Raw genomic sequence first — 23780 nt, 5'->3', positions numbered from 1 at the left:
AACAAATGTTAATAAAAAGCGAAAGTGGCTCGCTCAGAATGTGAGGTGGATGGAGCTTCTGACCTTGAGGCGCTCTTTGCCTCTGGGGAAGAAGCGAAGCCGCCGAACATTCTAGCCACTGTAGCTGGATTCCAATTAAAAGCGAAAGTGGCTCACTCAGAATCTTTGGACATTGGAACTCCCGACAGAGAAGCGCTTTTTGCTTCGGCCGAGGGAGTGAAATGGCCAACAGATTCTAGCCACTGTAGCTGGATTCCATTAAAAGCGAAAGTGGCTCGTTCAGAATGTGAGGTGGATGGAGCTTCTGACCTTGAGGCGCTCTTTGCCTCTGGGGAAGAAGCGAAGCCGCCGAACATTCTAGCCACTGTAGCTGGATTCCATTAAAAGCGAAAGTGGCTCGTTCAGAATGTGAGGTGGATGGAGCTTCTGACCTTGAGGCGCTCTTTGCCTCTGGGGAAGAAGCGAAGCCGCCGAACATTCTAGCCACTGTAGCTGGATTCCATTAAAAGCGAAAGTGGCTCGTTCAGAATGTGAGGTGGATGGAGCTTCTGACCTTGAGGCGCTCTTTGCCTCTGGGGAAGAAGTGAAGCCGCCGAACATTCTAGCCACTGTAGCTGGATTCCAACAAAAAGCGAAAGTGGCTCGCTCTTAAGCCACGAAGAAAAAAGAAAAGGCCCCGCTTTTCATCAAAGCGAAGCCACTCTTTTCTTACTTACGCTTTTTCTTTTTCTTCTTGAATCCTGGTACGTTTTCGAAGAATGCTTTTTTCTTCTTACCGTTACCATCTTTTTTTCCTGGCTGGCTAGCAGAAGCGGATGCGGATGCAGATCCTCTTCCTTTTCCTTTACCACCACGGTCAAATTTTCTACCTGTGCCACGTTCACCGCCGCGCTCATTACTGCGCTCGCTACGTCCACCGCGTTTCTTTCTGCCTGTTCTTGGCTGCTCGATAACGACTGGACGATCTTTGAACTTACGGCGAGGTGTGCCTTTCATGCCAACGATTTCAAAGTCGATTGCACGCTCGTCTTTGTTTACGTTAATAACGCGAATTGTAATTTCGTCACCGATGCGGAATACGTTTCCTGTACGTTCTCCGATCATAGCGAAATGTTGCTCGTCATAACGGTAGTAATCATCCGTTAAGTAGCTAACGTGTACAAGACCTTCAATTGTATTTGGAAGCTCTACGAATAAACCGAAGTTTGTTACAGAGCTAATCATACCGTCATACTCTTCACCGATCTTATCAACCATATACTCTGCTTTTTTCATCTCATCTGTTTCACGCTCTGCTTCAACAGCACGGCGTTCCATATTAGAAGAGTGCTCTGCAATCTCAGGTAATTTTTCACGCCATTTTGCTTGCGTTTCGTTGTCGACTTTACCATTAATAATGTATTCACGAATTAATCTATGAACGATTGTATCTGGGTAACGACGAATTGGTGATGTGAAATGTGTGTAGAACTCAGTTGATAAACCGAAATGTCCTAAACTATCCGCATCGTAACGAGCTTGCTTCATAGAACGAAGCATAACTGTTGAAATAACTACTTCTTCTGGCTGTCCTTGAACCATTTCAAGAATTTGTTGCAGCGCACGAGGGTGCACTTCATTCGCACGTCCTTTTACCGCATATCCGAAGTTCGTTACAAACTCGAAGAAACGCTCAAGCTTATCTTCTTTCGGATCTTCATGGACACGGTACATAAACGGTACGTTCATCCAGTGGAAGTGCTCTGCTACTGTTTCATTCGCAACAAGCATAAATTCTTCAATTAACTTCTCTGAAACAGAACGATCACGCATAACAACATCAGTCGGTTTTCCTTCTTCATCCACTAATACTTTCGCTTCTTTAAAGTCAAAGTCAATTGCACCACGGCGCATACGTTTTTCACGTAAAATTTGTGCCAATTGCCCCATCTCTTTAAACATCGGTACGAGCGGCTCATAACGCTTAATTAACTCTTCGTCCTCATCTTCTAAAATGCTTCTTACGTCAGCATACGTCATACGCTCTGTCGTTTTAATCACACTTTGGAAAATCTCGTGTTTAACAACATCACCTAAGTTGTTGATTTCCATTTCACAAGATAATGTCAGACGGTCTACTTTCGGATTTAATGAACAAATACCGTTAGATAGACGATGCGGAATCATCGGGATTACACGGTCAACAAGATACACACTTGTCGCTCTTTCCGCTGCTTCAACATCAATTGGAGAGCCTTCTTGAACGTAATGACTTACATCCGCAATGTGAACGCCTAGCTTGTAGTTACCGTTCTCAAGCTTCGTTACTGTAACAGCATCATCTAAGTCTTTCGCATCTGCACCATCAATCGTTACGATCATTTGATCACGCAGGTCGCGGCGATCTTTTAAATCTTCTTCTGAAATCGTTTCTGGTACACTGTTTGCATGCTCCATCACTTCCTCAGGGAATGCTAAAGGTAAATGATGTTTATGAATGACAGATAAAATATCTACTCCTGGATCATTTTTATGACCTAGAATTTGAATAACTTCACCTTCTGCACTTAAACGATTCTCTGGATAGCTCGTAATTTTCACAACTACTTTATGACCTTCTATAGCACCCATTGATGCGCTTTTCAAGATAAAGATATCACTCGTCCAGCGCTTATTGTCAGGTATAACAAATCCAAAGTTTTTCGATTCTGTATATGTACCAACTAGTTCTTTCGTTCCACGCTCTAAAATGCGTACAATTGAACCTTCTTGACGCGAACCGCTCGATTGAGAACTAAGGCGTGCTAATACTGTATCGCCATGAAGTGCACCGTTTAATTCTGTAGGCGGGATGAAAAGATCATCGTCTCCCGTTTTCTTCTCGTCTGGTACAACGAATGCAAAACCACGTGCATGTCCAATTAACTTACCTCTTACTAAATTCATCTTTTCAGGAAGACCGTAACGGTTGCTACGAGTACGAATAACAAGTCCCTTTTCTTCCATCGTTACAAGTGCCTTTACGAAATCTTTAAAGCCCTCAGAACCTTCAATCCCAAATGCCTCTTCTAACTCTTGTATCGTTAGCGGTTTATACGCTTCTTCTCTCATAAATAATAACAACTTATCAATATGTTCTTGTATGATTTCTTCCAAGCAAAAATACCTCCTTTAAAACCTTATATTATTTAGTGTATCCGAAAGATAGGGGATGTATAAAGTGAAACTTCAATACTCCCCTTATGATTTTTACAGTTTTCACAAAAAATTCCTTATGAAAAAAAGAGGCAACTAGATCTTACCAATCTAGTTGCTCCAAGAAGTTATATACATCCTCATGTAGCTCGTCACGTTGTTTATCAAGTGTAATGACATGCGTAGAGTCTTCATACCATTTAATGTCTTTTAACGTAGATTCTACACCGTTATAAATAATGTTAGCACTATCTGTATTAATCATTTCGTCATGACGTGCTTGTACAACAAATGTTGGCGCATAAATCATATCCACATTGTTACGTACGTCAGCAATTAATTGTTGTAATGCTTTTAATGTATTCATCGGTGTCTTTTGGAATTCCAACATTTCTTGTTCAATTTGTTCAGGTGATTTTTGCTCACGTTTTTTATATTCGCGGGCATATGCCAATATACCTTGGTACATCGTTTCTTCGCTCTTAATATACATCGGTGCACACATTGGTACTACACCTAAAACCGGTACTGTATAACCTAATTTTAAAGAAAATACGCCGCCAAGTGACAATCCAACAACAGCAATTTTCTCAAAACCTTTATCTTTTAAAAGCTGATATGCCTCCGCTACATCTTGCCACCAATCTTCAGGCCCTGTATGAACAAGCTCTTCTGGTGGTACACCGTGCCCTTTATAAATTGGCGCATGACAAGTATAGCCCTTCTTTTCTAAGAAACGCCCTAACATACGTACATCAGCTGAGTTCCCTGTGAATCCATGTAGTAATAAAACAGCGCGGTCTCCACCCTCAAATGTAAATGGTTTCGGAGATGCTAATTTCATCATGTATTTCTCCTCTTTCTCTTCTGTAATCTAGTCGTATTCTTTCTATATCTAGTGTACCATATTTGTATTTCTATAATCTAATTAGAAACATCTTTCAAATAGTAAAACAAAAAAAGAAGAACCATTAGTACCATTCACTAACGCTTCTTCTTTCAATTCTATAAATTGAAGTACGTAACACCAATTGTTAATACAAAGAACAATACAGCTAAAACAATTGTAATACGGTTTAATACCGCTTCAATTCCACGTGCCTTTTGCTTACCAAATAATTGCTCCGCACCGCCTGAAATTGCACCTGAAAGGCCTGAGCTATTACTAGATTGCATAAGTACCATAACAATCATTAAAATCGATACAATAATAAGTAAAACTGATAATAACGTATGCACTTGGCGTACCTCCTACAAAGATTCAGTTATTGTAACTGTAGCATAAATTCTATAGAAAAGCGAGAGCTATAGAGGCGCTCTCGCTTTTCTTCTATTACATAAACATCATCGCAAATAACGGTCCAAGTAAACATGTCAAAATTGCTGTTAATGTCATTGTTACCGATCCAATAACACCTTCATGCTCATTATTTTTCATTGCTCTCATCACGCCCATAATATGAGAAGCACATCCAAATCCGATACCTTTACCAACTGAGTTTGTAACACGGCTCCATTTTAATAAAAGTGGGCCTGTAATCGTTCCAGTAATACCTGCGATAACAACGAAAGCTGCTGTTAAGGAAGGTACACCACCAACTTGTTCAGAAACACTCATCGCAACTGGCATTGTCACCGATTTTGGTAATGACGATAAGATTAAGCTTTTATCCGTTCCCATAAGTGAAGCAATCGCAAAATCACTAGCGATTGCAACTGTTGTACCTACTAATACCCCGCCAGCAATCGGTACAACATATTTTTGCAGAACATGACGTTGTTTATAAAGAGGAATTGCAAATGCTACAACACCGGGTCCAAGTAGCTTTGCAATCCAGCCACCACCACTTTCCATATAATGTTGATATGGTATATCAAGCACGATAAATAGGAAAGCCATTAATCCAGTTGCTACAAGCATTGGAATGGTGAATGGTGTTGGAAATAATTTATAGATTTTTTTAGATAATTGATATAATAGCACCGTAAAAAGAACCCAACCGACTCCGATTAATATTTGGCTCATCGCGACTCTCTTTCCTTCCTATTCGCAAGATATTGTCCTGTATGTCCTGCGACAATAATAATTAAAAATGTACTCGCTACAACTGTAATGAAAAGAGAAATTCCTTTACTCATAAAAAAAGCACCGTAATTCATTAGGCCAAGCGTTGGCGGAATTAATAAAAACGGCATAATAGCAACGAGTGTTTCTGCTCCTAAATCGAACCATTTCACTGGAAGAACTTTTAGGCTAAGTAAAACAAGTAAGAGGAACATTCCAATCAAACTTCCTGGAATCGGAATATTTAACATTTCTTGCACCCAAGTTCCAACCATATAAAACACGTAAAGAGCAGCAATTTGGACAAGAATCTTTGTAAATTTCATGTTCATCATCCCTCATGTTTATACGATCTTCTGTTAATATCTTTATCATAGTATAAATTGTAAAAAGCTGCAATTTATCAACTTGACAGCAAAAACAGCCTATGTTATACGCTTACAACCTTGATATGACTGCATTTTCAAACGAAAATTACGTCAAAAACCTTGACCTAATATAAAAAGTTTTTATTTTCTGAATTTAAAAGACTATTATTTCAATAAAATAATCTTTTTATCCTTAAACTTACATATATATAAAGTGAAACTTTAATCATTGAGGTTTTCCTCATCCCCATTAATTATTATCCCTCACCAAGCGGATTTGTACCGGATAAACAAGATAGGTGGTGAACATATGCCCAAAAAAGTTCTCATTTTTTGTGATCCTGGGATTGATGATACGATGGCTCTCCTCTTAGCATTCTTTATCGATGAAATAGAAATCGTCGGTATCGTTGCTGATTACGGCAATGTTCCAAAAAAAATGGCCGTAGAAAATGCTCATTTTTTTAATAACGAAACAAAGAATAGAAATATCAAGATATTCGGTGGTTCAGAACGTCCCCTTACAGGTGCCCCACCTGCGTTTTTTACGGATGTACATGGGAAACAGGGGCTCGGTCCAATTATTCCAAAGGTGAATGTGACTAACGGAGAAATGGAGAATTTTTTTGAAGTCATTCCTCTTATTGAACAGTATAAAGATGAATTAATCATTGTAAGTTTAGGAAGACTTACCTCCCTAGCAATTTTATTCATCGTATGTAAACAGTTAATGAAGCAAGTTAAATCTTACTACGTAATGGGCGGTGCCTTTTTACATCCTGGTAATGTTACCCCTATTTCCGAAGCAAACTTTTATGGCGATCCTACTGCTGCTAATATAGTCCTTCAATCTACAGCTAACATGTACATATACCCATTAAACGTTACCCAATATTCCGTCATTACACCAGAAATGGCAGAGTATATTGAAGCAAAAGGAAAAGCCCCACTTCTCAAACCTTTATTCGATCATTATTACTACGGATATTATAAAGACGCCCTACCACATTTAAAAGGCAGCCCTTTCCATGACACAATGCCAATACTCGCTTTATTTGATAACTCTATGTTCACGTATCATAAATCACCTATTGTTGTCATGACAGAATCCTCTGCACAAGGAGCAAGCATAGGGGAATTTCGCTCTCTAGTGAACCAGAAGCCATTTATTGATTGGCCGGTTCATCAAATCGCAATTGATTTTGACTATAACCGCTTCTTCAAACATTTCATGTCACTTATGACGGGTGAACAATTTTAGCATAAAAAAACAGACCGTGATTTCTCACGGTCTGTCGTTTATTTTCTACAATTATCGTTTGATGTTATAGAAAGATTTGATACCATCGTAAACAGCGATTTCGCCTAGTTCGTCTTCGATGCGTAATAATTGGTTGTACTTAGCAATACGGTCAGTACGGCTCATAGAACCAGTTTTGATTTGGCCAGCGTTAGTTGCAACTGCGATGTCAGCGATTGTAGCATCTTCAGTTTCACCAGAACGGTGAGATACAACTGCTGTGTAACCAGCACGTTTAGCCATTTCGATAGCTTCGAAAGTCTCAGTTAAAGTACCGATTTGGTTAACTTTAATTAAGATTGAGTTAGAGATACCTTTTTCGATACCTTCAGCAAGTTTTTGAGTGTTAGTTACGAATAAATCGTCACCAACTAATTGTACTTTATCACCGATACGCTCAGTTAATAATTTGTGACCATCCCAGTCGTTTTCGTCTAAACCATCTTCGATAGAGATGATTGGGAAGTCTTTGCAAAGCTCTTCATAGAAATCAACCATTTCTGCAGAAGTTAAGCCAGTACGGCCTTCGCCTGCAAGGTCATATTTACCAGTTTCTTTGTTGTAGAACTCAGAAGAAGCAACGTCCATTCCTAAGAATACGTTCTCGCCAGCTTTGTAACCAGCTTTTTCGATAGCTTCGATGATTACTTCTAAAGCTTCACGGTTAGAACCAAGGTTTGGAGCGAATCCACCTTCGTCACCTACTGCAGTGTTAAGACCTTTGTCATGTAATACAGCTTTAAGTGCATGGAATACTTCAGCACCCATACGGATTGATTCTTTGAATGTTGGAGCACCAACTGGTAAGATCATGAACTCTTGGAAGTCAACGTTGTTATCAGCGTGAGAACCACCGTTGATGATGTTCATCATTGGAGTTGGTAATTGTTTTGCATTGAATCCACCAAGGTAACGGTATAATGGAAGACCTACGAAGTCAGCTGCTGCGTGAGCTACTGCCATAGATACACCAAGGATAGCGTTAGCGCCTAGTTTACCTTTGTTTGGAGTGCCATCTAATTCGATCATAGCACGGTCGATACCAGCTTGGTCAGTTACATCGAAACCAGCGATTTCTGGAGCGATAATTTCGTTAACGTTGTTTACTGCGTTAACAACACCTTTACCAAGGTAACGAGATTTGTCACCGTCACGTAATTCTACTGCTTCGTGCTCACCAGTAGATGCACCACTTGGTACGATAGCGCGTCCGAAAGCGCCGCTTTCTGTGTAAACTTCTACTTCTACAGTTGGGTTACCACGAGAGTCAAGGACTTCGCGAGCATAAACATCAATAATTGTTGACATAATAAATTCTCTCCTTTTTATATAAGCAAATTATTTAATAATTGTTTTACCTGTCATTTCTTTCGGTTGTTCCACATTTAAAAGTGTAAGCATTGTTGGAGCGATATCTCCTAAAATACCACCTTCACGAAGCTCTACATCATTTTTTGTAACGATGAAAGGAACCGGGTTAGTTGTATGAGCTGTCATAGGACCGCCATCAGCAGTTAACTCCTGATCAGCATTACCATGGTCAGCAGTAATAAGTGCTACACCATCTTTTGCAAGAATCGCTTCTACAACTTTTCCTAAACATTCGTCAGTTGCTTCTACTGCTTTAATTGTTGGTTCCATCATCCCAGAATGGCCAACCATATCACAGTTTGCAAAGTTAAGAATGATAACATCATGTTTATCATTTTCGATTTCATTTACTAAAGCGTCCGTTACTTCGTAAATGCTCATTTCAGGTTTCAAGTCATACGTTGCAACCTTCGGTGAGTTAATTAAGATACGCTCTTCTCCTGGGAATTCAGCCTCACGACCACCGCTAAAGAAGAATGTAACGTGCGGATACTTTTCAGTTTCCGCGATGCGAAGTTGCTTTAATCCCGCTTGCGCAACAACTTCACCTAAAGTGTTATCAAGGTTCATTGGCTTGAATGCCACGTAACCATCTACAGTTTCACTGAAGTGTGTCATACATACGAATTCTGGAATGTGAGGTACTTTTTCACCACGATCGAACTCACGGAAGTCTTCGTTTGTAAATACACGAGCAATTTGAATTGCACGGTCTGGACGGAAGTTATAGAAGATAACTGCATCATCATCATTGATTGTTGCAACTGGCGTGTTATCTTCGTTAACAATTACAGACGGCAATACGAATTCATCATAGATACCGTTCGCATAAGAGTCTTCTACACACTCTTCTGCTGATTTATAAGTAGGGCCTTCACCATTCACCATAGCACTGTAACATTTTTCTACGCGATCCCAACGCTTGTCACGGTCCATAGAGTAATAACGACCAGAGATAGTCGCGAATTGTCCTACTCCTGTTTCTTTAATTACTTCATTCGTTGCATCGATATAACCTTTTGCTGTTTGTGGTCCAACATCGCGGCCGTCTAAGAAGGCATGGATATAAACTTTCTCCACGCCTTCTTTTGCTGCTAGGCGAAGAAGAGCAAACATATGGTTCATGTGACTGTGCACACCACCGTCAGAAAGTAAACCGAATAAATGAAGTGCAGTACCTTTTTCTTTTACACTTTTAATTGCATTTTGGAAAGTTTCGTTCTTATCGAACTCACCTTCACGAATTGCAACGTTAACGCGTGTTAAGCTTTGATATACTACGCGGCCAGCACCGATATTTAAGTGACCAACCTCAGAGTTACCCATTTGACCTTCTGGAAGACCTACCGCCTCACCACAAGCTGTAAGCGTTGTGTGAGGGAATTTGTTCCAGTAGCCATCAAAATTAGGTTTCTTAGCTTGTGCTACAGCATTCCCGTAAGTTTCTTCACGAAGTCCGAAACCGTCAAGAATGATTAAAGCTGTTGGCTTTCTCATTTTACCGCCCCCAGAAGACCTAAGAACGAAGCAGGCTCTAAGCTAGCACCGCCAACTAAAGCGCCGTCGATGTCAGATTGTGCCATATACTCTTTAATGTTTTCTGGTTTTACGCTACCGCCGTATTGGATACGAACAGCTTCTGCAGCTTCTGGAGAAACAGCTTCTGCAACAACTTTACGGATGTGCGCACATACTTCGTTTGCATCTGCAGAAGAAGAAGATTTACCTGTACCGATAGCCCAGATTGGCTCATAAGCGATAACAGTTGCTTTAACTTGCTCTTCTGTTAAACCTGCAAGTGCTTTTGTCACTTGACCTGCTACTAGATCAAATGTTTTTCCGCTTTCGCGCTCTTCTAAAGTCTCACCACAACATACGATTGGTGTTAAACCATGTTCAAATGCTGCGATAGTCTTTTTGTTTACTGACTCATCTGTTTCAGCAAACATTTCACGACGCTCAGAGTGGCCAAGTACTACATAGCCAACTTTTAAGTCGCTAAGTGCTACTGGGCTAATTTCGCCAGTGAATGCACCATTTTTTTCGAAGTGCATGTTTTGTGCACCTACTTGTAAGTCAGTTCCTTCAGTTGCTGCTACAAGGCGCTCTAAGAATAGAGCTGGAGAGCAAACTACTGCATCAACAGCTGAAGCTGCTGGGATTTGACCTTTAACTTCCTCTACGAAGCTAACTGCTTCAGATAGAGTTTTATTCATTTTCCAGTTACCTGCGATAATTGGTTTACGCATGCTTTGCACCGTCCTTTTTCTTTGGCTGCTACTTATTTGTCGTTAAGACAAACTACACCTGGAAGCTCTTTACCTTCCATGAATTCTAATGACGCACCGCCGCCAGTAGAAATGTGGCTCATTTTATCAGCCATACCGAATTTTTCAACAGCTGCTGCAGAGTCACCACCGCCGATAACAGAGTATGTATCTTCTGCATCTGCTAATGCTTGTCCTACTGCTTTTGTACCTTCTGCGAATGGAGTCATTTCGAATACACCCATTGGTCCATTCCATACAACAAGCTTAGAATTTTTAATTACATCTGCATAAATTTCACGTGTTTTAGGACCGATGTCCACGCCTTCCCAGTTAGAAGGGATAGAGTCGATACCAACGATTTTAGTTGTTGCAGTTTCAGAGAATTCCTCAGTGATTACAACATCAACTGGCATGTAGAAGTTTACGCCTTTTTCTTTTGCAAGTTGCATAAATTCTTTAGCTAGTTCGATCTTGTCGTCTTCACATAGAGATAGACCAATTTCATGACCTAAAGCTTTAACGAATGTGTAAGCAAGTCCACCACCGATGATTAAGTTATCTACTTTGTCTAATAGATGACGAATTACACCGATTTTATCTTTTACTTTCGCACCACCGATGATAGCTGTAAATGGACGTTCTGGGTTAGAAAGTGCTTTACCAAGTACATCTAACTCTTTTTCCATTAACAGACCAGATACTGCTGGTAGGTAGTCTGCGATACCTGCTGTAGAAGCGTGAGCACGGTGAGCTGCACCGAATGCATCGTTTACGAAGATGTCAGCAAGTGCTGCAAATTCTTTCGCAAGTTCTGCATCGTTCTTTTCTTCGCCCGCATAGAAACGTACGTTTTCAAGAACTAATACGTCGCCTTCGTTCATTTCTGCAACCATTTCTTGTGCAACTGGTCCGAATGCTTCGTCCGCTTTTTTAACGTCTTTACCAAGAAGCTCGCCTAAACGTGCTGCTACTGGAGTTAAACGCATTTCTTCTACTACTTGACCTTTTGGACGGCCTAAGTGACTTGCTAAAATAACTTTCGCACCTTGCTCTACTAAATATTGAATTGTAGGAAGAGCTGCACGGATACGAGTTTCATCTGTAATTTTGCCTTCTTTCATAGGTACGTTGAAATCAACGCGGCAAAATACACGCTTACCTTTTAAATCTACGTCACGAATTGATTTTTTGTTCATTGGATTTCCCTCCGACTACTAGTTAGGATTGACAAAACCCACTCAAAAGCTTAACACATTTGCTTTTAAAACGAAAGAAGAGAGAGAGGGAACAAACCCTCTCCCTCGTTTTGTCATTGATAACTTATATAATTAAGAATTAAAGACCTTTTGAAGTCATGTAAGCTGCTAGGTCTACTACGCGGTTAGAGTAACCAGTTTCGTTATCGTACCAAGAAAGTACTTTAACCATGTTACCTTCCATTACCATTGTAGATAATGCATCGATTGTAGAAGAAGCTGTACATCCGTTATAGTCGATAGATACTAATGGCTCTTCGCTGTATCCAAGGATACCTTTTAATTCGCCTTCAGCTGCTGCTTTGAATGCTGCATTTACTTCTTCAACTGTTACTTCTTTGTCAAGTTCAACAACTAAGTCAACTAGAGAAACGTTAGCAGTTGGAACACGTACAGCGCCACCGTTTAATTTACCTTTAAGTTCTGGTAATACTAATGCTACAGCTTTAGCTGCACCAGTAGATGTTGGGATCATGTTTTCAGCTGCTGCACGAGCACGACGTAAATCTTTGTGTGGTAAGTCTAAGATTTGTTGGTCGTTAGTGTAAGAGTGAATTGTTGTCATCATTCCGCGTTTTACGCCGAATTTTTCGTTTAATACTTTAGCGAATGGAGCTAGACAGTTTGTAGTACAAGAAGCGTTAGATACTACGTTGTGGTTAGCTGCATCGTATTGTTCGTGGTTAACACCCATAACTACAGTGATATCTTCGTCAGAAGCTGGAGCTGAGATGATAACTTTCTTAACTGATCCACCTAAGTGTTTCTCAGCATCTGATTTTTTAGTGAAACGGCCAGTAGATTCTACTACTACTTCTACTCCGTAGTCGCTCCATGGTAATTGAGCTGGGTCACGCTCAGCGATAACTTTAATTTCTTTACCGTTAACAACGATGCTGTTTTCGTTAGCAGATACTTCTGCATTTAAAGTTCCGTGAACTGTGTCATATTTTAAAAGGTGAGCTAATGTTTTAGCATCTGTTAAGTCGTTGATTGCTACTACTTCTACCTCAGAGTTGTTAAGAGCTGCGCGGAATACGTTACGTCCGATACGTCCAAATCCATTAATACCAATTTTAGTCATTTGAATTTCCTCCTTGGGGGATTATATTAAAGGGTAAAACCCTTTGTTAACTGTTTTGCTGCACCTTCATCTGTAATTAGAATTGAAGTGTGCCCTTGTTTAATTACAGCCTGTATTGCTTTTGCCTTTGAAGAACCTCCAGCGACTGCAACAACATGAGATACATTTTGTAAGTCCTCTAGTTGCATACCAACTGTTCTTACTTTATGAACAACATTTCCTTCTTCATTAAAGTAGTAACCGAAAGCTTCGCCAACTGCTTCGCTTGCCTGAATCTTTAACCAATCTGCTTCTGAAGTACTTCTGCGACGTGCCATTGTTAACGCATCACCTATTCCATGAATGACGATATTGGAAGATCGAATCAACTCAAGAACTTCTTTCACGGAAGGCTCTGTCACAATAGACGCATATGCTTCGCTACTAACATGGTCTGGAACATACAATAAGCGATAATTACTCATCGTATTTTGCGCCATCTTGGCACAAATGGTATTGGCTTCTAATTCAACACCTTCTCCAATTCCACCACGTGCTGGGACAAACAGCATATGTAAATCTTTGCAATCAAGTTGCATCATGTCCGCAGCAGCAGCTAGCGTAGTTCCTCCAGCCACAGCAACGATATTATTCGCTGTCAGACGGTCTTTTATACAAGTCACACAAGCACGGCCCATCTCCAGTTTGACCCAAGGTGATTCATCACTATCACCAGGGACAACGAAAACTTCATCCAAGTCTAATGTTTCCTTAAGTTGCTTTTCTAAAACCTTTAACCCGGAAATTTCTTTCATAAAGTCTTCCAAAGCAAGAACTAAAGCTGTTCCTTCTTCTGTCAAAGTCATTCCAGAAGAAGCGACGTGAACTAAGTTTTGTTCTTTCAAAACTTGAACTTCACTTCGCAATACTCGTTCTGTCATACCGAGACTTGCTGATAAGTTTCTTCTTCCAATCGGCTGCATGAGCCTAATGTATTGAAGAATTTGCATTCTCGTTTGCATAACAGGTAGCAGATCAGGTAATAATTTTTTTGTGTTCTGAATCCATGAGCGCATATCTTTTCTCCTCACTACATCGGTTCATTTTCCCTCGTGGTCACTTTACGTCCCGTAGTGACATTTTGTGTCCCACATAGGTTAAAAAAATAATCCCTGCTACGTGTATTATTGTAACAGGAGATAGAAACTTATTCAACTCTTAACTGCATTCTTTATATAGTTTATTATGACACCTTTGTGAATGTTACCATATTCTACTTGTTTTCCGTCCATTTCTACAACCGGAATCATTAAGTGATATTTTTCTAAAAGGTCATTATCTTCATATATATCTATTTCCTCGATTTGAAAAGAATATTCACATTGTACTTCCTGTAAAACTTGTTTTGCCTTCACGCAAAGGCCACAATCTTTTTTAGTATACAGTACAACTTTCATCTTCTTCACCTATCCGATCGTTTTTCGTAATGACGAAGCTGGGATATGCATTTGTTCTCTATACTTCGCCACTGTTCTTCGAGAAATAACAATTTCATGCTCTTCTTCTAATAATTTTGAAATCTTTTGATCTGAAAGTGGCTTTTTCTTATCCTCTGCCCCAATTAGCGTTTGAATAAATTGTTTTACACGTTTTGTAGAAACTGCTTCATCTTCAGTCGTCGAAACGGCATTGCTAAAGAACGATTTCATCTCAAATAACCCGTGTGGTGTTTGCACATATTTATTTCGCGTCGCACGACTAATTGTCGATTCATGCACACTTAACTCTTCCGCTACCTCTTTTAAAGCGAGAGGTCTTAAATACTCTGGACCTTTCCAGAAGAAATCACGTTGTTTTTCCATAATAATAGTCATTACTTGCAGCAATGTCTGTTTTCTCTGCTTCAAACTGCGCATAATCCACTGCACATGCTGATACTTTTCTGATACGTAAGATGCTACTTCACTTTCACTATTATTAAGAAGCGCACTATATTCGGAATGAATTTCAATTCTCGGCATATTTCTCTCATTCATTTGTAAAACGAGGCGATCGCCATCTTTTTTCACCGCCATATCAGGTACAATGTAAAGTGGTTTATCTGAAGAAAACGCAAGACCTGGTTTTGGTTGTAATGACGTTATACAATTTACCGCAATCTGCAATTCCTCATTACTACACTTCAACACTTGAACGAGCTTTCGCCAATCTTTCTTCACAAAATAAGCGAAATGATCTTCTACAACCTCTTCTGCTAATCCATTACGTCTTTGTAAGCGCTTCAATTGCAAGGTTAAACATTCCTGAATATTACGCGCCCCTACCCCTGCTGGCTCCAGTGATTGGACAAGCTCTACAGAACGGTCGACTACATGAATATGTGCAGAAAGGAGCTCTGCTAACTCTTCATTCGTTTCTTGTAAATATCCATTTCCATCCATGTTCATAATAATGAAAGAAGCTACTTTTCGCTCTTCTTCATCTATTTTATAATACTGTATTTGATTTAATAAATGTTGCTGAATCGTTGTAGAATCCACACTGTAGATCTCCATCTGATTCTCGACTTGTTTGCTGGTACTTTTACTGTTGTTAGAGCTCTTTTTCTTCTCCCTCTCAAAACCACCTAACTCAATAAGGGGATTCTCTAACGATTGCTCATACAAAAACTCAGATAATTCTTGTACATTATACTGGAGCATTGTAATCGCTTGCCTTAACTCTTGTGTCATTGCCAAACGTAAGCTTTGTTCTTGTAAAAGACTTGCCTTCAAACTAATCTCCCCCTTGTTTCTATTGTACAATAAGTTTGGTAAAAGGAGAATCCTCACGCAGACACCCATTCCAAAATATTATTAATTTATATGTATTAATGAGATTTACAACTTACAACCGAAATTTGAATAATATTGAAAGAAAATAATAAAGTGAAACTTTAATCAGTGGGGGGTTTTGTCCATCCCCACTGATTATTAGCCCTTACCAATCGGGCTTTTACGGGCAGTCCGACCCCCACCTAACTTCTTTGCTTCCGCTGAATTTTGAGGTGGGGGTCGGACTGCCCGTTAATGCGGGATAAACTTCTTTATAACCACATACTAATAGTAACTCTTAATTTTATATATAACAACATTAAATTTCTCTCTGTTCAATTCCAAAATAAAAAGAGCAGTTTAGGTATAGTGACGCTTCACTATGCCTAACTACTCTTTTGTGATTTTTATTAAGGAAGAAACCTTTTATTCAACGCTAAGGAACTTTGATTCCTAATTACATAGGAATCATAGAGATAATCATTTGATTCACTAGACGCTCCTTGAATTCCCCTCATCTCTTCCACAGACAACTCAACTATTTTTTTCACGCTTCTCTCGCCACTACTATCCATCATTTTTTGTTTTCTTTTCGAAAAAAATCTCATTATTTATTCCCCCCTACAATTAATTATTTTTTAACAATTGACTAAATTTAAGGCTCTTACCACTTCTTAACACGCCTTTCGGATAGACCTTCGCTGCAAACATAGCAATTAAGCTGATACTAGCTAATAATACAACCATAGATGTAATAATTTCTAAACTCCCAACGGATCCATTAATAATCCTAACTACCATACTAATTGGAGCTGTAAACGGTACATATGATGTCACTCTTGATACTAGCCCTTCAGGGTTATCAAGTACTACTAATAACTCCACCACTAAGCTTCCCATCAATATAAGAGTAATTGGCATCGTTGTTCCAGATAATTCTTCTGGCCTGCTTACCATAGAACCAAACACTGCGAAAAGTGCCGCATAAACGAAGTAACCGAGAACAAAATATAACAAGAAATATGCAGCGTGCTCACCTGTAATCATATTTACATCAATATTCACTCCAAAAAACGAATCCGATACCTTAAAAATTCCAGATTTAATATATAGCGCCATACTAAAGAAGAAGATAAATAACTGTGTCAAACTAGCAAGACCGACTCCTAAAATTTTCCCGAAAACCATATGGACAGGAGATACTTTTGTAACCATCACTTCCATAACACGTGAGGCTTTCTCTGATGCAACTGCTGTCGCGATAGCATTTCCATATGAAGTGATCGCTAAGTACATAATCGCTACTAATAAATATACTAGTAAAAATGAACTTGTTTCTTCATTATTTAAGTTTTGCTTTGTCGCTTGCACGTTCATCGTCAATGATTTCACAGCCTCTTCTGATAACTGCTGCTTAACTACCGCACTTTGAAAATACTGATTTTGTACAAATACCTGTGCACTTTGAATCAACTTAGGATTATCTAGCTTCATAAAGTAATCTAATACTGGTTCAGCACCCGCACCCTCTTTTAATATAAAGAGCGCTTCGACTTTCTTATCTAACAATTGTTGCTTATATTGATTTAATTTTGTTTTATCTCCTAAAGACCAATCCCATTCTGGCAGAGCTTTACTAAGATTAGATTGATCCACCGTAACATTGGGTGCTTCAGAAATAAATACAACCTTTGCTTTTTCTTTCTCCCCAGAAAACTTTTGTACTAAAGTTGGAAAAGAGAATAAGAATATCCCTCCTCCTATTAATAACAATGTCATCCCAATAAATATTTTCGTTCTCACACGGTCCCAGTATGTTTGCCCTAAAACAATCCAGAAATTCCTCATTACTTATGCACCCGCCTTTTCAACAAAGATTTGATGTAAAGAAGGTTCTTTAATAGAAACATCTCGGATATATTGTTTAGTTTTAATATCTTCAAGCAGCGAAAATGCATCCTCTCCATCATTAACTTTAATCATGAACGTACGATTAACTTTTTCAAAATTGAAATTTTTCTTCTTAAGAATAGGTTCAATATCCCCTTCCGTTTGCAACGTCATATATTTATATTGATAACTTTTCTTAATATCTGACAAAGCACCCGATAATACAAGTTGACCGTTTTTCATAATACAAATTTCCTCACAGAACGTTTCTACACTGTCCATTTGATGACTACAAAAAATAATCGTTTTTCTTTGCGCAATTAACTCAAGCACAACATTTTTTAACATCTCTGCATTTACAGGATCCAATCCACTAAATGGTTCATCTAGTATGATGAATTCCGGATTATGCAATATCGCTGAAATCAATTGGATTTTTTGTTGATTTCCCTTTGACAATTCCTCTGTTTTCTTCTTTAAATGTGGTGTCATTTCTAATTTTTCTAGCCATTGTAACGCATGCCTTTTTGCAAGATTAGCTGGCATTCCTTCTAACTTGCCGAAATACACCAATTGCTCCACTACATTCATTTTCGGGTATAATCCACGCTCTTCTGGTAAATAGCCAATAGATAGGTCTTTCTTTGAAAAAGGGCGATTATTCCATAGAATTTGGCCGCTATCCGGTTTGATTAAATCTAAGATCATACGAATCGTTGTCGTCTTACCAGCACCATTTCGGCCCAGCATCCCTAAAATTCCACCTTCTTCTACACGTATATTTAAATCATTAACGGCTTTATATTCACCAAATGTTTTATTTAATCCTTGAATTTCAAATGCCATATATAACATCCCCTTTACTGTTTAATAAAGTAAATAACTGCCATCCCTAAAGCAATTCCACCAATCATAAGTAAAAACTTTTTAAAATTCATCTTTATCTCTCCCATTTTTTGAAATTTGTATTTCGAAAATCAAGTGCACCCTTCGCATTTACAATACCTTTTCCAAAGTACTTTTTTCCGTCATCTAATGCGGGTTTGGCCCCCTGATATAACCTTGTTTTAACAAATCCATTACTAGGCTTCAGCCTAAATTTTTCTTTATATTCCGCAATTACAAGCGCGGCTGTAGCAGACACTTTAGGAACTGCTAGACTCGTTCCAATCATTAGCTCATACCCTCTATCAAACCCTAACCATTCACTTAGCTGGGATTGCGGAAGGTTTGTAGGATATGTGGTTAATACCATAGCTGTTTCATCTCCCACTTTTTCACTTTCCCACAAAGATCCATAATCTCCTGATGGAGCTGCAATATCAACATTGGTTCCATAATTAGAGTAATAAGCTAATCGATCATCTTTATTTGTTCCCGCAACAGTTACTACCCCCGGTAAACCTCCTGGCATATGAAGTTGCAAGTCGTTTTCATATCCTCTTTGCTTAGCTAATTGAAAAGGATTTGAAATATCGAATCCTTCTGTTCCAGAGGAAGCCACTAGCAAACTCCCTTTACTATTCGCATACTCTATTGCTCTTTTATAAGCTAAGTACACAGCTCCTTCTTCTGGATCTTTAATGGACTTGTATGTTCCTAAACTTAAATTAATAACATCCATACCATCATTTGCAGCCTCTACAATAGCTTTAATAATCCAGCTTGAATCCGCAGAACTACCTTGAAATACTTTGTATGGTACAATCCCAATTTTGGGCGCTACTCCCTTTATTTTCCCATCAGCAGCTATTAACCCCGCAATCATTGTTCCATGACCAATATTATCTTCAATTGATTCTACATTCGGAACTAAAATTTTCCCCTGACTAACTATATTTCCCTTTAGCGCAGGATGATTTACATCAATCCCACTATCAATAACACCAATCTTTACACTATGATTTCCTTGTTCAATTTTATAGCTCTCTCCATTTTCTGTTACCTTATCGACATCCCATTTCCATTTGCTATAATCGACCTCTTCTTGTTCTAGTTGTGAAGGTGCGTATTTTGTTATATTCGAAGGTTTCTTTACTATAGCGGGCGGCTTTAATTCCACTACATCCTCTCTACCTGCTTTTTCAATTATCCCTTTATAATTTTTTAATAAATACTGCTTCGCTTCTTGCACTCTTTCTAAATTATCACCTTCGATATTCAGCATCTTAATTTCTTTTATTACTTCTAGCTTTAAATCGGGATATTTATCTCTAATTTCCTTTATCATCTCATCCGTATTTTCACCTTGCCTCAATGTAAACACATACGAATTTTCTTTAATTTGATTATGTTTCATTTCTTCAGCGCTTATCGTACTAACTCCAACTATAGGAAGGTTTAATAATAATCCTACTGTAATTCCAGCACCTATTTTCGCTATAGTGTTTCGATATTTAGGCCAATCTTTCACTTTTAATCCCTCCTTTTACTTCCTGAGCTTTTGACAATTGATAATAATACCCTTGCTTCTCAAGTAATTCTGTATGTGATCCTATCTCTACAATTGCTCCCTTATCCATAACAATAATCTTATCTGCATTCTTAACCGTACTTAACCTATGTGCAATGACAATCCTTGTACATAACATATCAGTTAAATTCTCATCAATAACTCTTTCAGACAATGTATCAAGTGCACTTGTCGCCTCATCTAATATTAGAATAGATGGGTTTGTTACCAATGCTCTAGCTAATATTAATCTTTGCCTTTGCCCACCAGAGAAGTTAACTCCAAATTCAGATACCATCGTTTGAAAATTTAATGGTAGCATCATAATATCTTCTAATATATTCGCTTGCTTCGATGCCTCAATTACTCCATTCGGAGGCACCCCTTTCCTTTGCGCAATGATATTTTCTCCTACCGTTTTGTTAAACAATCTCGCTTCTTGGAAAACAACCCCTATTGATTTCCTTAAAAATTTCAAATTTAACTTTTCACTTTCAATCCCATCAAATCGAATTTTCCCATTCGTTGGTGTATATAGTCCGAGAAGCATTTTTACAATTGTACTTTTTCCAGACCCAGACGCCCCAACAATTGCGACCTTCTCACCAGCTTTGATTTTAAATGAAACATTCTGAATTGCATCTTCACTGAAATAATTGTGACGATAAGAAACATTGTCAAACTCAATATCACCATTCAGTTTCTTAATTCCTGAAAATTGATTGACCTCTCTCTCCGATCTTGCATGCATTACATCGTAAATCCGCTGAATATAGGAGCTAATATAAATCAATTCACCATAGCCACTCCCAATGGAAATAATCGGAGTTATAAACGAAATCGCTAACGCATTAAAGCCGAGTACACTTCCTAATGTCATATTTCCAGCTAGCACCTGTTGTCCACTGAACCAAAGTAGAAACAACGGTAAGATAAATTGAATAGAACCCGCTAATGTATTCATCAATGCCGTCCATATAGATCTCTTCTCTGCATGAATAAGCTGAGAACCAAAGCGTTCTTGCCATTCTTTATATACTTGCTTTTCCAATCCCATAACCTTCACGTCACTAATCCCATTAATACTCTCAGACAAAATCCTTTGAACTTGAGCTTGAGCCGAAACCTCTTTATCAGCTAACTTCTTAGAAACAGTCGTGCTCATGACAAGTAGGGCGAATATAACACTCCCAACTGCTAACACAACGAATCCTAATAAGGTCGAATAACGAAACATGAAAAATAAGTAAGTGAAAAGCAGAATTCCATCTATAAGAAAGGAAATTACCTTAGTAGATAATATTTGTCTAATATATACATTGGAATTTGCTCTAAATAACAGTTCTCCCATAGAGCGATTCTCAAAAAAGTTATAAGAAAGACTTAATAGTTTTTCTATAAAACTTTGCATTAAAGACATATCAATTGCCGTTTGCAACTTCGCTATTAGGAAACCTCTTAACGAAGCAAATACTTGATAACTTATTAGCAATACTAAAATGCTGTAACCTATCATATTCATATAGCTCGGATCTCTCGGAATAATTACATGGTCAGTCATCCAACTTGTGACAAATGGAATCACCAGCGCAAAAGCCTGAATTATCAAAGAGGCTAATACAATTAAAGCTATTAATTTCTTTTTCCCTAACACAAACGATAAAAAGAATTGCAAATGAGAGACACCTTTTTGTTTTTGAAATGACTCATCTGGTTCTAGTGTTAATACAAATCCAGAATACTTTTCCTCCATTTCTTTTTTAGAGATTTTATTTCTTCCGTAAGCAGGGTCTATAACTATAGCCCCCTTTTTTGTCACTTTCTCTAGGACTACATAATGTTTATGTTCCCAATGGATAACTGCTGGTAATTTAACTTCACTTAAAGCTTCATATTCAGCTTTATATCCTTTTACTTGAAAACCATTTTTCCTAGCAATATGCATAAGCTGGTATAAAGATGTACCACCTTTTGGAACACCAAACTCTTCTCTTAATTCAGCTAACGAAACATGCTTTTCATAAAAACTAAAGACCATCGCCAATGAGGCTAATCCACATTCGCTATGTTCCATCTGTTCTATAAAGGGCACCTTTGTCATTTTATTCCCCCCTATCTCTTTAACTATTAATCATAGCAACACCCTCATGGTTACCATGATTAAAATTAAATTCAAATGTAATTAATCCTAAAAAATATGCAGCTATTCCAATTTGGACCCTTGAATGTATTTCTAACTTTCTTTTAATTGAGGCTACTAATTCCCCCACTCTCCTTCTACTAATAAATAACTCCCTTGCTATTTCAACATCCTTCAAACCTCGTGCAATCAACACAGCTACTTCTTTTTCTCGACCACTTAAAACTTTCTTCATCATTCTCCTCCTTTATTCTCAATCCATATTAGATTATTTTTTCTCGTTTATTAAACTGTGTTGTCTTAATCTGTACTCATATCATATCCTTCTTTTAAACGTTATTGTCCGCAATGCATGTTGTAGTTACCGCAAACAAATTAGCGGGATTCTCCGCAACATCTTCATAAAAAAAACACATCGCATTTGCGATATGCTTAATTGTGAAGATGTCCCTCTTATGTTACAATTGGAATATTCCGAATTTTTACAAAAGGGGAGCTGCGAGTGATTTATTCATTACAAAATGAATTAATTTTGCGTGCAAAAAAACTGGTTTATGGACATTTTTTCGAATCTACATTACGTCAATGTTCTTCAGAATATATTGAATACAAATTCAATGATTCTACTCGTTTTGCTAACATCACTCTCGTACATTATGAAATATTTCAAGATAACCAAAATGAAGAGGAAAAACAATTACTGCTAACAATTATAGAATTACTTATGCTCGCTCTAGATATTATGGATGATATTCAAGACGAAGATTTCTTAGAAGGACCTTGGACAAAACATCCAATTGCCACAAATCTCAATATAATTATGGGATTTTTACTTATTTGTTTGCAAGAAATTGACAAGGCTTCCCTTTCAATTCAAATGAAAAACTGGCTCAAAAATGAAATACACTCTTCTATTTTAAACTCTATTAATGGACAACAACTAGATCTTAAAAATGAAATCCATTCCGAGAAAGATTATATTGATATGGTAACTCACAAATCTGGATATCTAATTAAACTTGCATGCTTATTAGGAACAGGGAATATCAACCCTATCCAGCGTTCTTTAATTGAAAACTACGCACTATGTATAGGCGTTATTAATCAAATAAAAAACGACATGCGTGATATTATGCAATGGGATAAGAAAAATGATTTTCTTAATTTAAAGAAAACTTTACCAATACTATATTATTTAAATAGTAAAAATGATAACTTTATACTTATAAAAAAGTTCTTTAATCAAGAGATACAATATGATGAATTAAATAATCAAACATTAGATTCTTTAAAACACATATTACTGTACGGTGGATCAATGGAGTACTGCTCCGTTATGCAGAACCTATATGTATACAAATCAAAAGGATACATCGAACAACTTTCACTCAGTCAAGCAAATAAGGATAGGTTAATTGATACTCTGATTTAGTTTACTTCCATGTCTCAGCAGCTTTACTAAGTAAAGACGATTTATTTAAAGTACCTAAAATAATTTCTAATTCTTGTTTTGATATACCATCAATGGCTATTGTTCCTTGACTACACACATTTTTAAATTGAATATCTTCTAATATACGTTCAACTAATTCTCTAATCATATATCGTTCACCCCACC

General features: G+C 38.0%; 24 protein-coding genes. 4 read left to right on the top strand and 20 right to left on the bottom strand.

The annotated features are described in order from the left end of the window. The first annotated feature begins 24 nt into the window (after positions 1-24). Complete coding sequence (locus AU379_RS30330) at positions 25-384, top strand: hypothetical protein (RefSeq protein WP_157462699.1); 360 nt, start codon at positions 25-27, stop codon at positions 382-384. A gap of 130 nt (positions 385-514) precedes the next feature. Continuing rightward, positions 515-652, top strand: a complete 138-nt coding sequence (locus tag AU379_RS30650; protein WP_082769969.1) for a hypothetical protein — start codon at positions 515-517, stop codon at positions 650-652. 56 nt (positions 653-708) lie between these two features. Here the strand turns inward: AU379_RS30650 and rnr are convergent, their stop codons facing one another. The 5 genes from rnr to AU379_RS19410 form a co-directional block, all read right to left on the bottom strand. Next, positions 709-3135 (bottom strand): ribonuclease R, encoded by a 2427-nt coding sequence (gene rnr / locus AU379_RS19430; protein ID WP_061139643.1) that lies wholly within the window; start codon positions 3133-3135, stop codon positions 709-711. Positions 3136-3277: 142 nt separating this feature from the next. After that, positions 3278-4018: a carboxylesterase gene (gene estA, locus AU379_RS19425; RefSeq protein WP_172794116.1), complete on the bottom strand. Its 741-nt coding sequence runs from the start codon at positions 4016-4018 to the stop codon at positions 3278-3280. 161 nt (positions 4019-4179) lie between these two features. Beyond that, a complete protein-coding gene (gene secG / locus AU379_RS19420; RefSeq protein ID WP_000557264.1) occupies positions 4180-4413 on the bottom strand; it encodes a preprotein translocase subunit SecG in 234 nt (77 codons plus the stop codon). Positions 4414-4507: 94 nt separating this feature from the next. Then, positions 4508-5200: an LrgB family protein gene (locus tag AU379_RS19415; protein WP_000078309.1), complete on the bottom strand. Its 693-nt coding sequence runs from the start codon at positions 5198-5200 to the stop codon at positions 4508-4510. Further along, positions 5197-5565 carry a CidA/LrgA family holin-like protein gene (locus tag AU379_RS19410; RefSeq protein WP_000673222.1) on the bottom strand — a complete coding sequence of 123 codons (369 nt, stop codon included), beginning with the start codon at positions 5563-5565 and terminating at the stop codon, positions 5197-5199. The genes AU379_RS19415 and AU379_RS19410 overlap by 4 nt, the downstream gene beginning before the upstream one ends. A 352-nt stretch (positions 5566-5917) precedes the next feature. On the opposite strand from AU379_RS19410, the gene AU379_RS19405 reads away from it, so the two are divergent. Further along, entirely contained in the window at positions 5918-6868 is a 951-nt protein-coding gene (locus tag AU379_RS19405; protein ID WP_001125053.1) for a nucleoside hydrolase, read from the top strand. A gap of 51 nt (positions 6869-6919) precedes the next feature. On the opposite strand, the gene eno is transcribed toward AU379_RS19405, so the two are convergent. The 14 genes from eno to AU379_RS19335 all read right to left on the bottom strand — a co-directional run bounded on the left by eno (position 6920) and on the right by AU379_RS19335 (position 22397). Continuing rightward, entirely contained in the window at positions 6920-8215 is a 1296-nt protein-coding gene (gene eno / locus AU379_RS19400) for a phosphopyruvate hydratase (RefSeq protein ID WP_000103951.1), read from the bottom strand. A 30-nt stretch (positions 8216-8245) separates the two neighbouring features. Next, positions 8246-9775 carry a 2,3-bisphosphoglycerate-independent phosphoglycerate mutase gene (gene gpmI / locus AU379_RS19395; RefSeq protein ID WP_001231158.1) on the bottom strand — a complete coding sequence of 510 codons (1530 nt, stop codon included), beginning with the start codon at positions 9773-9775 and terminating at the stop codon, positions 8246-8248. Then, positions 9772-10527: a triose-phosphate isomerase gene (gene tpiA / locus AU379_RS19390; RefSeq protein WP_001231038.1), complete on the bottom strand. Its 756-nt coding sequence runs from the start codon at positions 10525-10527 to the stop codon at positions 9772-9774. The genes gpmI and tpiA overlap by 4 nt, the downstream gene beginning before the upstream one ends. A 32-nt stretch (positions 10528-10559) precedes the next feature. Further along, complete coding sequence (locus AU379_RS19385; protein ID WP_061139641.1) at positions 10560-11744, bottom strand: phosphoglycerate kinase; 1185 nt, start codon at positions 11742-11744, stop codon at positions 10560-10562. 139 nt (positions 11745-11883) lie between these two features. Continuing rightward, entirely contained in the window at positions 11884-12888 is a 1005-nt protein-coding gene (gene gap / locus AU379_RS19380; protein WP_000161236.1) for a type I glyceraldehyde-3-phosphate dehydrogenase, read from the bottom strand. 26 nt (positions 12889-12914) lie between these two features. Then, positions 12915-13943 carry a gapA transcriptional regulator CggR gene (gene cggR, locus AU379_RS19375; RefSeq protein WP_001258185.1) on the bottom strand — a complete coding sequence of 343 codons (1029 nt, stop codon included), beginning with the start codon at positions 13941-13943 and terminating at the stop codon, positions 12915-12917. Positions 13944-14078: 135 nt separating this feature from the next. Continuing rightward, positions 14079-14324 (bottom strand): glutaredoxin family protein, encoded by a 246-nt coding sequence (locus AU379_RS19370; protein WP_000869730.1) that lies wholly within the window; start codon positions 14322-14324, stop codon positions 14079-14081. A 9-nt stretch (positions 14325-14333) separates the two neighbouring features. Next, on the bottom strand, positions 14334-15641 hold the full coding sequence (gene rpoN, locus AU379_RS19365) for an RNA polymerase factor sigma-54 (protein WP_000647952.1): 1308 nt from the start codon (positions 15639-15641) through the stop codon (positions 14334-14336). Between the two features lie 449 nt (positions 15642-16090). Beyond that, positions 16091-16288 carry a hypothetical protein gene (locus tag AU379_RS19360; RefSeq protein WP_001210632.1) on the bottom strand — a complete coding sequence of 66 codons (198 nt, stop codon included), beginning with the start codon at positions 16286-16288 and terminating at the stop codon, positions 16091-16093. Between the two features lie 19 nt (positions 16289-16307). Then, positions 16308-17528 carry an ABC transporter permease gene (locus AU379_RS19355; RefSeq protein WP_001243609.1) on the bottom strand — a complete coding sequence of 407 codons (1221 nt, stop codon included), beginning with the start codon at positions 17526-17528 and terminating at the stop codon, positions 16308-16310. Positions 17529-17531: 3 nt separating this feature from the next. Then, positions 17532-18416: an ATP-binding cassette domain-containing protein gene (locus AU379_RS19350; protein ID WP_000863493.1), complete on the bottom strand. Its 885-nt coding sequence runs from the start codon at positions 18414-18416 to the stop codon at positions 17532-17534. Between the two features lie 94 nt (positions 18417-18510). Beyond that, positions 18511-19983, bottom strand: a complete 1473-nt coding sequence (locus AU379_RS19345; RefSeq protein ID WP_061139640.1) for a S8 family serine peptidase — start codon at positions 19981-19983, stop codon at positions 18511-18513. Continuing rightward, positions 19967-22123 (bottom strand): peptidase domain-containing ABC transporter, encoded by a 2157-nt coding sequence (locus tag AU379_RS19340; RefSeq protein WP_000170097.1) that lies wholly within the window; start codon positions 22121-22123, stop codon positions 19967-19969. The genes AU379_RS19345 and AU379_RS19340 overlap by 17 nt, the downstream gene beginning before the upstream one ends. 19 nt (positions 22124-22142) lie before the next feature. Beyond that, a complete protein-coding gene (locus AU379_RS19335; protein ID WP_000757187.1) occupies positions 22143-22397 on the bottom strand; it encodes a helix-turn-helix transcriptional regulator in 255 nt (84 codons plus the stop codon). Between the two features lie 267 nt (positions 22398-22664). Between AU379_RS19335 and AU379_RS19330 the strand changes: the two genes are divergently transcribed. Then, the gene (locus AU379_RS19330) at positions 22665-23594 is read left to right on the top strand and encodes a polyprenyl synthetase family protein (RefSeq protein ID WP_000640553.1); all 930 of its coding nucleotides are present in this window, start codon (positions 22665-22667) and stop codon (positions 23592-23594) included. A 1-nt stretch (position 23595) separates the two neighbouring features. Here AU379_RS19330 and AU379_RS30645 read toward each other — a convergent pair whose 3' ends face one another. Beyond that, positions 23596-23763: a hypothetical protein gene (locus AU379_RS30645; RefSeq protein WP_000617614.1), complete on the bottom strand. Its 168-nt coding sequence runs from the start codon at positions 23761-23763 to the stop codon at positions 23596-23598. Positions 23764-23780: the final 17 nt, after the last annotated feature.

Source organism: Bacillus sp. JH7, from assembly GCF_001563515.1.
GTDB classification, from domain to species: domain Bacteria; phylum Bacillota; class Bacilli; order Bacillales; family Bacillaceae_G; genus Bacillus_A; species Bacillus_A cereus.
The sequence above is the reverse complement of the archived record's forward strand: the minus strand, read 5'-3'. Positions and strand labels throughout refer to the sequence as shown.

Excerpts from the sequence above, each read along its gene's own strand:
- AU379_RS19385 (WP_061139641.1), bottom strand. The coding sequence starts at position 11,744 with ATGAACAAAAAATCAATTCGTGACGTAGATTTAAAAGGTAAGCGTGTA.
- cggR (WP_001258185.1), bottom strand. The coding sequence starts at position 13,943 with ATGCGCTCATGGATTCAGAACACAAAAAAATTATTACCTGATCTGCTA.
- AU379_RS30645 (WP_000617614.1), bottom strand. The coding sequence starts at position 23,763 with ATGATTAGAGAATTAGTTGAACGTATATTAGAAGATATTCAATTTAAA.
- AU379_RS19410 (WP_000673222.1), bottom strand. The coding sequence starts at position 5,565 with ATGAAATTTACAAAGATTCTTGTCCAAATTGCTGCTCTTTACGTGTTT.
- AU379_RS19350 (WP_000863493.1), bottom strand. The coding sequence starts at position 18,416 with ATGGCATTTGAAATTCAAGGATTAAATAAAACATTTGGTGAATATAAA.
- AU379_RS19335 (WP_000757187.1), bottom strand. The coding sequence starts at position 22,397 with ATGAAGAAAGTTTTAAGTGGTCGAGAAAAAGAAGTAGCTGTGTTGATT.
- gpmI (WP_001231158.1), bottom strand. The coding sequence starts at position 9,775 with ATGAGAAAGCCAACAGCTTTAATCATTCTTGACGGTTTCGGACTTCGT.
- estA (WP_172794116.1), bottom strand. The coding sequence starts at position 4,018 with ATGAAATTAGCATCTCCGAAACCATTTACATTTGAGGGTGGAGACCGC.
- AU379_RS19370 (WP_000869730.1), bottom strand. The coding sequence starts at position 14,324 with ATGAAAGTTGTACTGTATACTAAAAAAGATTGTGGCCTTTGCGTGAAG.
- AU379_RS19355 (WP_001243609.1), bottom strand. The coding sequence starts at position 17,528 with ATGAGGAATTTCTGGATTGTTTTAGGGCAAACATACTGGGACCGTGTG.
- AU379_RS19360 (WP_001210632.1), bottom strand. The coding sequence starts at position 16,288 with ATGAGATTTTTTTCGAAAAGAAAACAAAAAATGATGGATAGTAGTGGC.
- AU379_RS19340 (WP_000170097.1), bottom strand. The coding sequence starts at position 22,123 with ATGACAAAGGTGCCCTTTATAGAACAGATGGAACATAGCGAATGTGGA.
- AU379_RS19405 (WP_001125053.1), top strand. The coding sequence starts at position 5,918 with ATGCCCAAAAAAGTTCTCATTTTTTGTGATCCTGGGATTGATGATACG.
- AU379_RS19415 (WP_000078309.1), bottom strand. The coding sequence starts at position 5,200 with ATGAGCCAAATATTAATCGGAGTCGGTTGGGTTCTTTTTACGGTGCTA.
- tpiA (WP_001231038.1), bottom strand. The coding sequence starts at position 10,527 with ATGCGTAAACCAATTATCGCAGGTAACTGGAAAATGAATAAAACTCTA.
- gap (WP_000161236.1), bottom strand. The coding sequence starts at position 12,888 with ATGACTAAAATTGGTATTAATGGATTTGGACGTATCGGACGTAACGTA.
- eno (WP_000103951.1), bottom strand. The coding sequence starts at position 8,215 with ATGTCAACAATTATTGATGTTTATGCTCGCGAAGTCCTTGACTCTCGT.